5 protein-coding genes and 2 pseudogenes are annotated in these 16109 nt (G+C 56.6%); 2 read left to right on the top strand and 5 right to left on the bottom strand.

What is annotated here, in order from left to right:
• Window positions 1-9 precede the first annotated feature (9 nt).
• Window positions 10-2309, top strand: a pseudogene (bcsB, locus tag HA51_RS05990) (cellulose biosynthesis cyclic di-GMP-binding regulatory protein BcsB).
• On the top strand, window positions 2302-5775 hold the full coding sequence (bcsC, locus tag HA51_RS05985) for a cellulose synthase complex outer membrane protein BcsC (protein WP_084933116.1): 3474 nt from the start codon (window positions 2302-2304) through the stop codon (window positions 5773-5775). The pseudogene bcsB (HA51_RS05990) and the gene bcsC overlap by 8 nt, the downstream one beginning before the upstream one ends.
• Window positions 5776-5995: 220 nt before the next feature.
• Here bcsC and HA51_RS05980 read toward each other — a convergent pair.
• The 5 genes and pseudogenes from HA51_RS05980 to bcsA all read right to left on the bottom strand — a co-directional run bounded on the left by HA51_RS05980 (window position 5996) and on the right by bcsA (window position 16094).
• Window positions 5996-6999: pseudogene (locus HA51_RS05980) on the bottom strand (family 8 glycosyl hydrolase).
• A gap of 9 nt (window positions 7000-7008) precedes the next feature.
• Window positions 7009-7455 (bottom strand): cellulose biosynthesis protein BcsD, encoded by a 447-nt coding sequence (gene bcsD / locus HA51_RS05975; RefSeq protein ID WP_084933113.1) that lies wholly within the window; start codon window positions 7453-7455, stop codon window positions 7009-7011.
• On the bottom strand, window positions 7455-11519 hold the full coding sequence (locus HA51_RS05970) for a cellulose biosynthesis protein BcsC (protein ID WP_245840176.1): 4065 nt from the start codon (window positions 11517-11519) through the stop codon (window positions 7455-7457). Before HA51_RS05970 ends, bcsD begins: the two co-directional genes overlap by 1 nt.
• Window positions 11467-13992, bottom strand: coding sequence for a cellulose biosynthesis cyclic di-GMP-binding regulatory protein BcsB (gene bcsB, locus HA51_RS05965; RefSeq protein WP_084933110.1), 2526 nt, complete (start codon window positions 13990-13992; stop codon window positions 11467-11469). The genes HA51_RS05970 and bcsB (HA51_RS05965) overlap by 53 nt, the downstream gene beginning before the upstream one ends.
• Entirely contained in the window at window positions 13989-16094 is a 2106-nt protein-coding gene (bcsA, locus tag HA51_RS05960) for a UDP-forming cellulose synthase catalytic subunit (protein ID WP_084933108.1), read from the bottom strand. The genes bcsB (HA51_RS05965) and bcsA overlap by 4 nt, the downstream gene beginning before the upstream one ends.
• Window positions 16095-16109 lie beyond the last annotated feature (15 nt).

Raw genomic sequence — 16109 nt, 5'->3', positions numbered from 1 at the left:
GATATAACCATGACGAGAAAACTGAGCTGGTTCACCGCCCTGCTATTGGGTACTGCAACGCTGGCGCAGGCTGCTGCACCGCAACCTACTGCGCCCGAAGCACCTCGCGCCGCCGCACAGACGCCGTTGCCGGTGGTCAGTCAACCGTTAGATGCCAATGCGCCGCTACGTGACAGCCAGTTGCTGTTCAACCAGGTCGCGCCACCGCCGGGCAGTATGACGCTGCGCGGGACAGAACCCACCAGCCAGATTGAGTTTGGGGTGCGCAGTGATGAAGTGGTCACGCGCGCTTTGTTAACGCTCAATTACCGCCCTTCACCGGCGCTGATCCCCATGCTGTCGCAGCTCAAGGTCTATCTCAACGACGAACTGGTTGGGCTGGTCACGGTCACGGCGGACCAACTCGGCAAAGAGAATCAAACCCAGCTGGCTATCGATCCGCGCTTCATTGGCGACTTCAACCGCGTGCGCCTGGAGCTGGTTGGGCACTATGCTAACGTGTGTGAAAACCCCGCCAACAGCACCATCTGGATGGATATCGGTAAAGAGAGCAAACTCGATCTGACGCTGCAAAAACTGCCGCTGAAGAATGATCTTTCGCATTTCCCAGAACCCTTCTTTGATGCGCGTGACAGCCGCCCACTGCAATTGCCCATGGTCTTTAGCACCCCGCCAAACTTGGTGCAGCAGCGTGCCGCAGGTATGCTCGCGTCCTGGTTCGGCAGCAAAGCGCAATGGCGTGGTCAGTCGTTCCCGGTGCTCTATAATCAGCTTCCTAAAGAGCAACATGCGGTGGTGTTCGCCACCAACGATCATCGTCCAGACTTCCTGAAAGACCTGCCACCGGTGGAGAAACCGACGGTGATGATGGTGAGCCAGCCCGATAACCCGTATGAAAAAATGCTGCTGGTTTTGGGCCGCGATGATAACGACCTGCTGACGGCGGTAGAGGGTATCGCGCAGGGCGAACTGCTGTTGCGCGGTGACTCCTCAACCATCGACAGCGTGAAATTGCTGGAACCCCGCCAGGCCTATGATGCCCCAAACTGGGTGCGCACCGATCGTCGCACCACCTTTGCTGAATTGACGCAGTATCAGAACCAGCTACAAGCTGATGGCCTACAACCTAACCCTATCAGCCTGACCCTGAACCTGCCGCCTGACCTGTTCCTGGTGCGCGCGCGCGGCATCGATATGGATCTGATCTACCGCTACACCTCACCGATACAGCAGGACGGTTCGCGCCTGGCAGTGCATCTGAATAATCAGTTCATGCAAGATTATCCGCTGACGCCGAAAGATACCGCCGGACAGCAGATTATGCATATCCCCTTGCTGCAAGGCTTGCAGGACAGTAGTCGCCAGTTAACGATTCCTGCACTGCGTCTCGGTGTGGTGAACCAACTGCGTTTCAATTTTGACTACGCCAACACCTTTATTGGCGGCACGGCTGATGGTCGCTGTGAGACCGTTACCGCTGTCGGCCACCATGTAGTCATCGACGATAACTCCAGCATCGATTTCTCTGGCTATCGCCATTACATCGAGATGCCGTCGCTGAACGCTTATGCCAATGCCGGCTTCCCTTACAGCCGCTATGCCGATCTGGCGCAGACACTGGTGTTAGTGCAGCCGAAGCCCGACAACGGCGAAGTGAGCACCATGCTGAATGCGCTGGGGGCCATCGGCGCACAGACCGGCTATCCGGCACTGCGCGTGCAAATGAGTGATGACTGGAACAAAGCCAAAACCACCGATGCTGACGTGCTGATGATCGGCAGCATCCCGCAGGATCTGCAGGATGACAAAAAGATCAATGCGCTAGTCGAGGCGGCACGCAGCTGGATTAACATGCCATCGCGTCCGATCACGGCGCAAAACGTACCGGTTTCTGCCAGTGACCGCCAAGTCGAAAGTCAGACGGAGATCAGTTCACGCGGTCCAATGGGCGCCATTGTGGGGTTCCAGTCTCCGTTTAATGACCAGCGGAGCGTGGTTGCCCTGCTGGCTGACAGCCCGCGTGGCTGGGACCTGCTCAACAATGCCCTGCTCGACAGCGGCAAACGTGCTGCAATATTCGGTTCTGCCACCATTGTGCGTGAATCAGGCGTCACCAGCGTTCGCGTCGGTGATACCTACTTCGTGGGCCATCTGCGTGGTGGGAACGTCTGTGGAACCTGCTGGCGACACATCCGGTATGGCTGGCGATTTGTGCAGTCATCGTGGTGGTGCTGTTTGCGTTGATGGCATGGCGCCTGATGCGGATGGTCAGCCGTCGCCGCTTGGCCGAGCTGGAAGATGATGAATAAACTGCCGCTCGGGCTGCTGATTGCTAGCATCCTTGCGGGCCCCGGCGTGGCAGCCGATGGCCCGCAGGTTTCTCCGGTCGCCTGGCTGTTAATGCAGATTCGCACCGGTGAATCCACCAACAAGTATGATTTGGTACAGCAGTCGCTTTATCGTCTGGAGAAAATCGATCCTGACAATCCCCAGGTGCTGGCGGTACAGATCCGCATGGCACTGCGTCAGGGCGATCAGGCCAAAGCGCAAAAGCTACTGGATGAACTGAAACGCGTGGCACCGAACGATATCGCCACCCGTGAATCCGAAACCGGTTTGCGTTTGATGAGCGCAGAAGGGCGACAACAGTTGCAGCAAGCGCGCTTGCTGGCGACAGCGGGGCGCACAGAAGAAGCCAAAACTGCCTGGGATGCCCTGTTCCACGGCGTGTTCCCCGATGTGAACACCGAACTGGAGTACTGGCGTCTGGTCGCACGTTTACCGGGCCAGCAGCAAAGCGCCTATCGTCAGTTGCAGGGACTGGAGCAGCGCTATCCCGGCAATATCGGCGTTGAGCTGCAGCTGGCGCGCATGGCGTTTGATAATAACCAACCTGCCGAAGCCTTAACGCAGCTGCGTCAACTCGCCAACCGTGATGGTGGGCGTGAGGCCGCTTCCGAGCTGTGGTTGCAACAGATCCACAATCAGCCGGTCAGCGATGCCAGCGTGGCCAGCCTGAAGCAATATCTGCAGGTGTTTACATCAGGTGATGCACAACAGCGTGGTGAAGAAGAGCTGGCACGGCAGCAAAAGCTGTTAGCCGATCCGGCCTATCGCGAGCGTATGCGGGGTCTGGCACTGGTCGATGCTGGCGGCGGCGCGAATGCGATTGCCGCACTGGCCGCCGCGCTTAAAGCCAATCCCAATGATGCTGAGTTGATGGGGGCTATGGGCCAGGCGCAGGCGCGTGCCAACAATCGCGCGCAAGCCATCAGTTGGTTGCAGAAAGCTATTCAGGCTGGGCAAGCCAGCACCCAGATTGGCAAGTGGCAGTCACTGCTGCAGACCAACCGCTACTGGTTGGCGATCAACCAGGGTGATGACGCGCTAAAAAAAGGCGATGTTGCTGGCGCAGAACGGCAATACCGCAGTGCGCAGGCCATCGATAACCGTGACAGCTGGGCACTGATTGGCCTCGGCGATGTCGCTCAGGCGCGCAAAAATGACACGCAAGCGGAGCAGTACTGGCAACAGGCGCTGCGCCTTGATCGTGGCAACACCACCGCTATACGCCGCCTGGCCGCGCTATATCAGCAGCAATCGCCAGCCCGAGCGATGGCGTTTATCAATGCATTGCCCGCCGCGCAGCAGCGTTCGCTCGCGGATACGTTGCGTTCGTTGCGCAGTGACAGCCTGCGGGCTGAAGCGGATGCGCTGGCGCAGCAGGGTCAGTGGCATCAAGCGGTGGTGAAATACCGCCAGGCCGCGCAGGACAATCCCAATGACATCTGGCTCTCCTATCGTTTAGCGGGCGCACTACGCAGCAGTGGCGAAGAAACTCAGGGCGCGCAGGTGATGGACGCCATGGTACGCCAGCATCCGCAAGAACCCGCGGCGCTCTACGCGTGGGCATTGTGGCTCTCATCGGGCGATCAGGATGATGCCGCGCTGGCAGCACTACACCGCCTGCCAGAAACCCGCTGGGACAGCAATATGCATGAGCTGGCGGATCGTTTAACACAGGATAAAGTGTTCGCTCGCGCCACCGATCTACGCGCTGATGGCAACGAATCCGCTGCGCTGGCGCTGCTGCAACAGCAACCCGCCTCAACTCGACGTGATATTACGTTGGCAGACTGGGCGCTTGAGCGCGGCGACGCGAAAGCTGCGCTGGCGAGTTATCAGCGTGTGCTGCAGCAGGATGCCACCAATAACGACGCTGCGCTGGGCCGCATCGAAGCCCTCATCGCCCTGAAACGCACCGACCAAGCACACCAGGCGTTACACGCTTTACCCTCAAGCGTGGCGCAGCAAAATATCAACAGCGGTCGCCGTGTGGCGCTGGCCTGGCAAAACAGTGGCGACACAGCGCGTGCGCAGCAGCTGTTCAATGATTTAAAAACGCGTGCCGCCAAAGAAGCCCCATCCCAAAGCAAAGCACTGGTTTATCGCGATGCCGCGCGGCTGGAAACGCAACAGCAACAGCCTGAGGCGGCGCAGCAGGATTATCGCCTGGCGATGGCGGCCAGCGGCATCAGCACCGACGCGCCACAGGATAATGACAGCTATACCCGTCTGACGCGTAACAACGCCAGTGATGACTGGCTGAAACGCAGCCTGCGCAGCGATGCGGCCGATCTCTATCGTCAGCAGGACACCACCTTCACGCTGGAACAGGATTACTCGCGTGACAAGGGTAACGGCGGCACGTCTGATTTCACTGCACACACCACCATGATGCAGGCCGAAACGCCGCTGGCAGACGGGCGCAGCTTTGTGCGCGTTGATCATGTATTGGTCTCGGCGGGCACCTTCTCGACCAGCAATGGCAGCCACAGCGAACGTTTCGGCAGTTGCAACGACGATAATTCGGGGGGGTGTAGCCGTGATTTCAAACAGCGAGACGAAGGCACCGCGATTGGCGTGGGTTGGCATAACGATCGCTGGTCAGGAGACATTGGCACCACCCCACTTGGCTTTGAAGTCACCAACTGGGTGGGTGGCTTAAGCTGGAAAACCGATGTTCAGGATCTTGGCGTGACCTTCACCGCCTCCCGTCGGCCGATCTCCAGCTCGCTGCTGGCCTATGCCGGCGCGCGCGATCCCGCCACCAACGGCGGAAAAACCTGGGGCGGCGTGGTGGCAACCGGTGGCTCGGTTGGGTTGAGTTATGATCAAGGCGGCGCGAATGGCGTGTGGGCGGATATCAGCGCTCATCAAATTACGGGTGAAAATGTTGCGGATAACAGCCGTGAACGTCTTATGGCCGGTTACTACTACAAGCTCATCAACGAGGACAATCGCCGTGCGACGGTGGGCCTCAATAGTATGCTGTGGCACTACCAAAAAGACCTCAGCGATTACACCTTCGGCCAGGGTGGCTATTACAGTCCGCAGCAGTATTTCTCGCTATCCGTTCCAGTCACCTATCGGCAGCGCACCGAAAACTGGTCGTTTGATCTCGGGGGGTCGGTTTCCTGGTCACAATCGCAAACTGACGGCCAGCAACGTTATCCGGTCAATCCTGGATTTACACTGGCTTCCAACCCCACTTCTGACAGCAGTTCTGGCAACGGCTTCGGTTATACCCTGCAAGCGCTGGTGGAGCGGCGTCTCACGCCACACTGGTCGGTAGGACTGGCGATGGATATTCAACAGGCGAAGGATTACACCCCCAGCCATGGCCTGATTTATATGCGCTATTCAATGGGCGGCTGGAACGGCGATATGGATATGCCACCACAACCGCTTGAGCCATATGCGAATTTTAAATAACCGAATAGCACATCATCTGTAGCCGCGTGATTTATCACGCCAATGCCCTTCTGCACCCAAGCCGCTTCCAGATGCGCGATGAATTGCCCTGCTTCAGGGTGTCTCATCTTAGGGTAGCTCCCGTCTTAAACGTCAAACGGGAGCTACGTGATTTATCGCTTTTAAGTAAAAGATAGTGCTAAACCGTAGCGGCGCGATTCATCGCGCGACGTTCAGTTTTTTAACGCTTTTCCTGATACGCCAGCCACGTCAGCAGCTGCAAACTAGCAGAGAAGTAGTCTGATTCGGCGCTAACTGGTCGTTGAGATAGCCGGTTTGATTCAGCGCTAAATCGCGAATCGCCAGCAGGCCACCGTCTAAATTATACGGCGCTGGCGTATTCCCCAACACATCAAACCAAGCGGGTGTGGTCTGACGGCCATAGCCCTGCCAGACGCGCTGGAACGGCACCAGACGCAAACTTTGTGGATCGTACCACCAGATATTGAGCGGGATACGAATGGCGTCATAGCTGAAACGGTTTGAATACCCCACGGCGGGGGCAACGGAACCATCGGCGTTCAGTGCGACCCAATCCAGCGGCAGACCCGTTTTACCAAAGTGCATGTCGCCCAGTAGATCCATCCCGTTATCAATCAGTTCGTTCCACACACGCAGATGGCTGCGATCGGCAAACTCCTGCCATGCCGCAAACAAGAAGTAGGAAGGATTCAGCACCACATAGCTGTTTTTGTTAAAGCCCTGCGCGCCAGGCAACATCACCGTATGGCCGCCAAAGGTGATCACGTTTTGCTTAACGATGGCTCGCTGAATACGATCTGAAGTGGATTGATAATCACCGCCCCACTTCTGCCCTGCGCGTTGCAGGGCCCACGCAATCAGCACATCACCATCTGATGCATTATTCTTGTCGGCAATCGGGTCAGAAGCACCCGGTGTGTAGCGCCAGTAGAACAGGTCATTCTGCGGATTACGCAAGTGCGTACGCGTCCACTTCCAAAGCAGATCGAAAGTGGTGCGGTCATCATTGGCCACCGCCAATAACATGCCGTAACCTTGGCCTTCGGTATGGCTGACATTGTTGTTGGCCGTATCACTGATACGACCATCGCTGCTCATAAAACGGCCTTTAAAAGTACTCCAACCGTCTGCGGCCGCCTGCGCGCTAAAAAATATCACCATGAAACACAGCATCCATTGACGCCAGAACCGCATCACTCTCATCACAGCATCCTATTGATATCGATAATGCAGCGTACCGCCGTCAAGTTTCTCAAATGTGACCGGTACGGCAGCACTGCCGCCTTGTGCCTGCAACCATTGTGCATACACACCCGACAGTATGGCACTCAACGCCAACTGCCAGCGTTCAGCATCCACATTCGTATCGCCCTGCGGCAGCGCGTGATGCTGAATCAGAATAGCGTTCTCCTGCGGCTGCAGTTGGGCAAAGCCCCAGTTGAAGCGCGCCAGTTGCAGATTCATTTCGCGCTCCAGATCCTGCACGGTGCGTGCTTCCGCTAAAGGATAGCGTGCCGCCAGCGATGCGCCCACGTCGATGAGAAAACCTTCCGCTTCCTCACCAGCGTTATTCAGCATGCTTTCAATCATTACGCTGACCAAATCGAACCAGCCAGGCTGATGCGGATGACTGATACGCGCGGTTACTTGCTCACTCATTAGTTGTCTCCGAACATGTAACGTAAGTACAGATTCGCTGTGCTTTCGTTGTAATCGCCAAAGGTGTCGTAGCCTAACTGGCCGCCCACGATGACATCTTTGTTAATTTTGTAATCTGCACCGGCATGTACGTTGTAACCAATACCGTTTTTGCTTCCACCACTGTAATAAGCTTCTTTAGCAAAACCGTCGGTCACCATCTCATTCATGAAGGCCTGCAAATCAGGATTGTTAGGGAAGTAAGCACTCTTATCCTGACTGTAAGATTGATAACCCACTGAGCCACCGACTTTCAGACTCAAATCATCATATTTGCGGGTGTAATCAACCGGGAACGAAATAGATGCATAATCCTGGGGGCTGAAATATCCGCCCTGACCATAGCTGTAGTAGCTAAGGTTTTTGGAGAAGTCCATCCAGGAGACACTCATGCCGGCTTTCAACTCACGATCTTCGGAGTGAAGCGGTCGAATATAAGCCCCCGCATTCGCTTGCAGACTTTTATTGCTGGCAACGTTGTTACCCAAGTAACTGTACGCACCAGCACCCGCATAGAAACCTGCATCGCCATTGTCATAGCTCAGTAACGCATTACCGCCGTTCTTCGTCACACGACCCCATGTTTCTCCTGTCAGTGAATCTTTAACACCCACATAAGAAAGCAAGCTGTCTGTTACTGCTCGGCGTTCACCCGTCAAGATCAGGGTCAAATAATCTGTCAGCTTCGGCGCCCACTGAACACCGCCAACCAGCGTACTGAGATCCTGGCCTAAAGGCGTGCTGCCCAAATCAATTTTATAATTGTCGCCCTTCAGCGCCATGCTCAGCTCAACGCCAGAAGCATTCTGTGAATCAGTCGAGTTAGATCCCGCTTGAGTCAGACTCGGTTTCAGCGAAGAGGCGATCAAATAATTCTTCACATCCTGATGGGTGTTTAGCCAGTTAAGGTTGCTCGCACCGGTTGACGTCAGAGGATTAAGGTCATCAAAGGTGATCCCTGCCAAATCGGTAGTCGTGGCACCATACTTTGTCAGTAAATTCTGGAGAGTCGTGCTGGTTGTCGTGGCATTACCTTCATTGTTGATAGTAGTGACCATGTTTTGCACGGCATTCGACACAGCATTGCTACCAAAGCGTCGCCATGAATCGCCACTCGCTGACCCCGCGCTGAGTGAAACCGGCGTCACGGTGAATTCAAAGCGAGAGTCACCAAATGGCGAAGTTGACCATGTCAGTGGTGCTTTCGCTTCGGTTAGCTTACTCAAGCCAGACTCACCATCTCGTCCACGAATCTGCACGCCGCCAATCGCCCATGAACCGGTTTTTTCTTGCAGATCATCCATCATATTGTCGATCTGACGTAACGTCTGGCTCTGCTGAATGGCTGGGGTGTTGCTGGCCAGCGTTGCACCTGACGCGCTGCTGGTCACATCCGGCGAATTTTGCCAAGGCATCACGGCACCATAAGCGGACGGTGAACGCCCGACTGGCGAACTGCCGCGATTGATAAACGGATTGTCTGCCAATGCCAGCCCCCCCACACTTGGGGTGCTACCATTGGTCGCGCCTTGCAGGCCAATCAGCTGCCCACGCGCACTGCGTAGATAGCTCATGGCTTGCGCGTGCTCACCATTGGCTTCTGCCACGCGCGCCAACAGCAGTTGACGATCCGGTGACTGCTCGCTATTCAGGCCACGCGTTAATGTGTTCGCTTTGTTCACATCGCTATTGGCCAGCGCCACGTTGATGGCCCCGGTACGCGCATCTTGTGTCGGCGTATCCTGTGTCATCAGGTAGTCGTAAACCACACCCGCTTCTTTGTTCATTTTGCCGGACTGATACAGTCGCGCCATCGCAAACATCAAATCACGGTTCTGCGGATCGTGCTGCAGTGCCCCCACCAGCTTGTCATAAGCGGCGGCATACTGTTTCTGCTCACGCAGACGATCCACTTCGTTGATCACGTAGCCGTTGCGAATCCCTGCCAACTGCGTTGGCGTACTGCGTGACTGCAACTCTGGGCTGCTAAGGAAGCTCTGCGCTTCGCTATTCAGACCCGCCTGATTAAGCACCGCGACCTGCGCCGCGTAATCACCGGCGTTGCCCTGAATGCCACGTTGCATATTGCTGCGCACCACAGAAACCGCCGTGGTGAGATCGCCCGCTTTCGCCAGCTTCTGGGCCAGGTTACCCGCATCCACAGGATTTGATGGGGGTGAAGCCGCCAGCGCCCGTAGGGTGTTGGCCGCAGCGGCATTCGAACCCTGCGCCAGATATTGATCGGCAGTGGTCATTTGCAGGTTGAAGTTCACACGCTGCGCCAGTTCGCGCATATCGCTGCTTTTACTGCCGTTAGGAATGCGCGACAGCAGCAGACTCGCCTGCTGCCAGGCACCACTTTCGCTGGCGTTCAAGGCACCCGCATAGAGTTCAGCGGTGCTCGCCCCGGTGCGCATTGATGGCTGCATGATATTAGCGGCCATCATGTTGTCACCCTGCGCACGGTAAATACGCGCAAGGTCCAGACGCAGCCAACCATCGTTGGGATAGCGCTGAATTCCACTGTTCAGGGTGGCAATCGCCGCACTGTTGTTACCTGCCGCTAGCTCGCGCTTCGCCTGAGCACGAATCGGGTCGGTGCTGTTACCGCGCGGGGCCACACTTTGACGCACACTGTCCGGCAGAGAGGCCAGCAATGTATTCGCCTCGGCGCTCCGGTTCTGCTGACGCAGTACGTAGAACAGCCCTTCTTTAGCGTTGCGGTTATTAGGATCGCTCTGCAGGATAGAGCGATAGCTCTGCTCCGCTTGGTCCAGCTGATTACTGCGGCGCTGCACATCAGCACGGAACAGCTTGGCTGAAACGCCTTTCTCGCCCTCCGCCTGAGTCAGTGGCTCACTCAGTGAAAGTGCCTGTGCGCTATCACCGTTTTTCAGTGCCTGCTGCGCGGTCGCCAACTGGGCATAGAAGCGTGCATCAGACGCCTGTTTCTGGCGAGCTTCGCTCTGATCGCCGCCCATTTGCGCGGCGCGCGTCAGGTAATCGGCGGCTTCGGCGTAACGCCCGGCTCGCTGTGCCACATAGCCCATACCGGCCAAGGCATCCGCATCCTGCGGGTTAGCTTGCAGCACTTTCTCAAAGTTGTTCTGCGCGTTGCTGACATCACCACTGTTAAGCGCCGTAAAGCCCGCGCCCTTCTCAGCACCGCCGACATTTTTGCGGTAGTAATCCATCACCGCATTATCTTGCGGATGACGCTGTTGCCAGGTTTGATACAGCGAAGCATCGGACGCTTGTGGACCGAGCCACAGCAGCGCCTGACGCAATGAACGGTCGGCTTCTTTGTTGCCATCCGCCAGCCCTGCCAGCACATCAATCCCTTGACGACGGGTTGATTCCTGGTAAGTCATCGCCTTACCCAGCGCCAGTTTTGCGCCAGTATCCTGCGGATGATCGGCAGAGAATTGACGCAACGCTTCAACCGCCTGCGGCAGCAGGGAACGGTCACCCGCCATCGTCAGATAGTACTCAGCCGCCACGCTCGGTGGTGGCTCATTGCCGTTAAAGGTATTGCGCCAGGTTTGCAGCGAAGCCGCGATATTGCCGCTGCGTGCCTGCTGGCGCGCCAGAGACAGCTGCGCCTGCGGGATGGTTTGCAACTGACGTGCATTATCCAATTCGCTGAGGTGCGGATCGTTCGGCGAGGCCGCGCTGAGACGCGCGCGCCACTGTGCCGCTTCCGCCGTGCTGCCACTCTGCTGGGAATAGAGCGCCAGCAGATAGAGAGCCTGAGTGTTGTTCGGCTCCACCATCAACACTTTTTGCAGCGAAGATTTGGCTAAATCGTCATGCGCTTTCTGATGCCAGTAAGCCGCCTGATCGAACAGCGCTTGTAACGCAGGATTGGTGCTCTCTGCCGCCAACAGCGGCTGAGAGAGCGTCAGCGCCCCACCCAAAATCAGAGCATGGCGAATACCGGCACTTAACAGATTTTTTTCATTGTTTTTATCCTTACTTCTTGCCGGACTTGCTATCAGCCTTCGGGTTGAGACGTCGCCATGCATGACGTTTCAACATCGCCCAAGCGCTACCACCGACCAGCGCGGAAAGCAGCAGTGCCGCCAGCGCCATCAGCACGGAGTGCTGGTTGGCATACCACACCACCATCATGTACCACGGCATTTCCCCGCTCGGGAATTGCGGTCCCACGCGGAAGCTACGAATACCGTTCTCATCAGTGATGATGGCGGTATCACCGCGAATACCTGCGTTGATGCGCGGCGAATTCAGGTCTTCATGCAGACGCAACAGTTGCTGATCGCTGGTTGCGACGGTCATAACGACTAAACGATCCGCATTCCATGGCGAGCGGTAACTGACAAAACCACGCCACGCTTCATTGGAGGAGAAGTAGCGATCGGCATCCAGTTGCTGGCGATACCAGTCACCGGTCAGCCAGCCACGCAGCTTGTCCCACGTAGTAGGATCTTTCACCCCCAGCGTGTTGCCGCTGGTTTCATACGGCGTGTTGGCCAACATCTGCTGATTGAACTCACTGTTCTGCGTGGTGCTCACCGCCAGCAAATCGCTTTGCTGCAGACGCGTCAGATTGGTGCCACCATTCGGCAGGCCAAACAGCACCTGGTTCTGCACCAGGGGCACGCCCGTGGCATTACCCGCACGTGAAGACATATCCAGCAGCGTCGAGATCTCGGCATCCGTTGGTTTTTCCGGCAGCAGCAAGGTGGTCTGCGAGAAGTCTGCCAGACGCGAGAACGGGAACGACGCACCAACGAAATAGGACAGGTTGGGCAGCATGGTGAAGTGACGTGTGTGGCTCAGATCGATCCACGAATCATCTTCAATGCGGCTCTTGATGTTGTTGTTCAGCAGCACACCGCAAGGCGCATCCGCTTTCGGCTTGATGTTGAAATAGAGCGCCAGCTGGTTGTCACCGTAAATCAGATACGGCTCCAGCTTCAGGGTGTAGTGTTCCTGACGTGCGTCCCCCCCCAAACGATGCCAGGCACTCTCCAGCAGACCGACTTTGTTCACCGTCAGGTTGCGCAAGAAATTGCCGTTGATCATCACGTTAAGGAACGAGTTGTTCTCATCAATCCAGCTCTCTGACGGGAAGCGATAGTGCAGCTCCACAGGAATGGTGTCGCCATCCCACATAAACAGATCCGGCGCGGCGCGGAAGTTCACGCTCAGTGCATCGTGCCAGATACCAGTGGTGGTCAGGCTCTGATCTTTACGCAGCAGTTCACTCAGACGGACTGGACGGCTGGTATTAATCCAGCGCGGTGCGTCGTAAGGCTTACGCGTGCCAATCTGCTGTGGCTGCACGTTGAGGCTACTGGCATCGGTCGCCAGCGGCTGGGTGGTCAAACGGTTCGCCGCCTGACGTAACTGCGCATCATCAGCACCGACGACCAATAGCAGCTTGTAAACTGGGTTGTTCGGGTTGTCGATCACCTGTAGCAGTGGGCCGTTGGTGGCAGGTAGGGTGACACTGCCAATTTTGTCGCCCGGATGGCCGACCAGAATGCCGTTATGCTCAGGCAAGTCGCCACGTACCACCGGGAAACGGATGCCACGATAGTCAGACTGAATACCCATCCAGGATGCCACTAACGCCGCTGCGCTCACACTGTCAGGCGCAACGTTGGCAGCAAAACCAAAGGTTACGCTGGCGGGTGTCATGCGCTGTGCATCCATAAAGGGACGCGGGAAGTTGCGCAGGCTGGTGCCGATATTCAGCTGCTGGCCTTCAAGGCTCAGCGTGGTTTTCGGCAGGATGGAGACCTGATACTGCTGTGCGCTCTCTTTCTCACACAGCAGTTTGTCTGCATCGTTGATTTTGAAACTCAGGTTGTTGCTCGACACCACCATCGCTGCGGGAATATCCAGCTGATAGTCGCTGACATCGCTGTCACTCGAACCTAACGGCAACGTTCCTAACGGCTGACCGTTCAGCATCAGTTGCAGTGAGGTGTTGCGCGCCGCCAGCGCTGCTGAGACGCGCAGCGACAGATTGAGGTGCGCGTTGGTGATCACTTCATCACTGGGCAACGTGAAGACAATACCGGATTGCAACTGGCCGCCGGTCAGGGTTATCCCCTGAGGCTGACCCATTTGCGCCACTGAAATCGTGCTGCTGACCGGCTGGTTCAGCATCGCACTGGCCGCAGGCATCGCAACCGGTGCCGCGGGAGCTACCGTCGGCAACACCATCTCAGGTGCGGGGGCATCCATCCCAGCTGGGGCATCGGTCACAGCAGGTGTATCCGTTACAGCGGGTGCATCCGTCGCAGCAGGGGCGGCGGCGGGCGCATTTTCCACAGGCGCATAAGGCGTGGCTCCGGCGGCTTGTTGCAGCTGGGTATCGGCTTCGCTTTGAATACCTTGCGGTGGCGGCACGTTGGACAGCGCGGAGCTATCCTGCGTGACCGCTGGCGTTTCTGCCCAAGCAGGGGCGAGCATCAGCGCCGTTGCCAGCGAGCTTGCCAGCAACGTTTGCGTCAAATTTTTCATGCTGCGCTGTCCTCATTTACGGCGGCCTGCTTGTTACGCTTACGCTTCTCACGGCGATCTTTCCAGGTCAGCCAGAACAGCTCAAATACGGTGCGAATAATGGTGCCCAATGAAACCAGCGGGTTGTCCTGCTTGTATTCCGGCTGAATCCACGCGTCCGCACGTGCCAGCACAACGCGCACCAGTTCACGGCGGCGTGCCAGCGGCATATCGCCAAAGCGCAGGCGGATACTCTCATCATCACCGGAGATTTTGCTGACAGGGATGGTGATAGCCCCCGATTTCAACAGCAGATCGATCTCTTCAATTTCATCGTGCTCATGGCGATTATCCGGTGCATCCAGTTGCGCGCCCCCCATCGACAGGTCGCTGGTTTGGGTGCGTGAAGAGATGCCGCTGGCGTAATGGATCACCGCGGGAATCTGCACTTCGATACGGATGGTTTTACGCACCTGCTTAGTTTCACGTGCCACAGCAATCGCGGCCATCAGAATGATCAGGCTGAACACCGCCCAACCTACGTTGAGGGCGATAACGTAAGGATCCACGCCAAAGTAGTCATGCGCGACAGCACGCACTACACCCGCCACGATACCAATCGTCAGCAGCACCGCGACAATCACATGCGGACGTACAATGTGGAAATCGAAGAAGCCCTGATCCAGCAAGCCCCCTTTATCCGTTACGTTAAATTTACCGCGCTTAGGCGCCAGCATGGTTAACAGCGTGGGAATAACGAGGTGGAAGCACATGACGGTTTCGTAGATTTCTCCCCAGAAGGTGTAACGGAACTTGCCGTTCATGCGCGAGTTGACGTAGAGCGACATCACCAGATGTGGCAATACGTAGGCAAAAATCAGCGACGCCGACGAATGAATGATGTTCAGGTTGAACAACAGATACGCCAGCGGCGCCGTCAGGAATGCGACGCGCGGTAGACCAAACTGGAAGTGCAGCATGGCGTTGAGGTAGCACAGACGCTGCTGCCATTTCAGACCTCGGCCAAACAGCGGGTTATCGACGCGGAAAATCTGCGTCATACCACGCGCCCAGCGGTTACGCTGAACCACGTGCAAGCCCAGACGCTCTGTTGCCAGTCCAGCAGCCAGTGGGATCGCCAGGAACGCGGAACCCCAGCCCAGACGCTGCATTTTCAATGCGGTATGCGCATCTTCAGTCACGGTTTCGGTCGCGAAGCCGCCAATTTCTTCCAGCGCGCTGCGACGAATCACCGCACAGGAACCGCAGAAGAAGGTCGCATTCCAGTTATCGTTACCCTGCTGAACCGGGCCGTAGAACAGTGCACCTTCGTTCGGGATGCTGCGCGCTGCGCGCAGGTTACGCTCAAACGGATCGGGCGAGTAAAAGTAGTGTGGGGTCTGCAGCAGTGCCAGCTTGGGATCTTTCAGGAAAGGACCCACTGTCGCCTGCAAGAAGGCGCGCGTTGCCACGTGGTCACAGTCAAAAATACAAATCAGCTCACCTTTGGTGATTTTCATTGCATGGTTGAGGTTACCGGCTTTCGCGTGGCGGTTGTCATCACGCGTGATATAGCCCACGCCAACATCCGCGGCAAAGACCGCAAACTCACTGCGCTTACCGTCATCCAGCAAATAGACCTTTAACTTGTCGCGCGGGTAATCAATACACTGCGCGGCCAGCACCGTATCACGAACCACATCAAGGCTTTCGTTGTAGGAAGGTACGTAAATATCGACCGTCGGCCATAGACTGGTATCTTCCGGCAGCGGTTCAATGGTGCGCTTTAAGGGCCAAGTCGTCTGCAGGAAGCCAAGAATAAGAATCAGCCAGACATACAGTTCGGCCAGATATAGGCCGATGCCGAGAATGGCTTCAACCTCAGAATTAAACTGCAGCGTCTCCGTGGTGCGCCACCAGATATATCGGGTCGACATCAGCGCAGAGAGGATAACCATAACAACAGTTATTTTGCGGCTTTTGCTGAAGCCCAGTAAGAACATCATCCCGATGCTGATTAAGCCAAAGATATATTGTTTCTGGCTGTCCATAGGCGTGATGATGACTACCGCGGCCACTGGTGCGAGCACCAGCAGCAGCAGGTAAAACCCGAGTTTACTCATGATTCACCCTGAAGA

The organism is Pantoea rwandensis, assembly GCF_002095475.1.
GTDB classification, from domain to species: Bacteria; Pseudomonadota; Gammaproteobacteria; order Enterobacterales; family Enterobacteriaceae; genus Pantoea; species Pantoea rwandensis.
The sequence above is the reverse complement of the archived record's forward strand: the minus strand, read 5'-3'. Positions and strand labels throughout refer to the sequence as shown.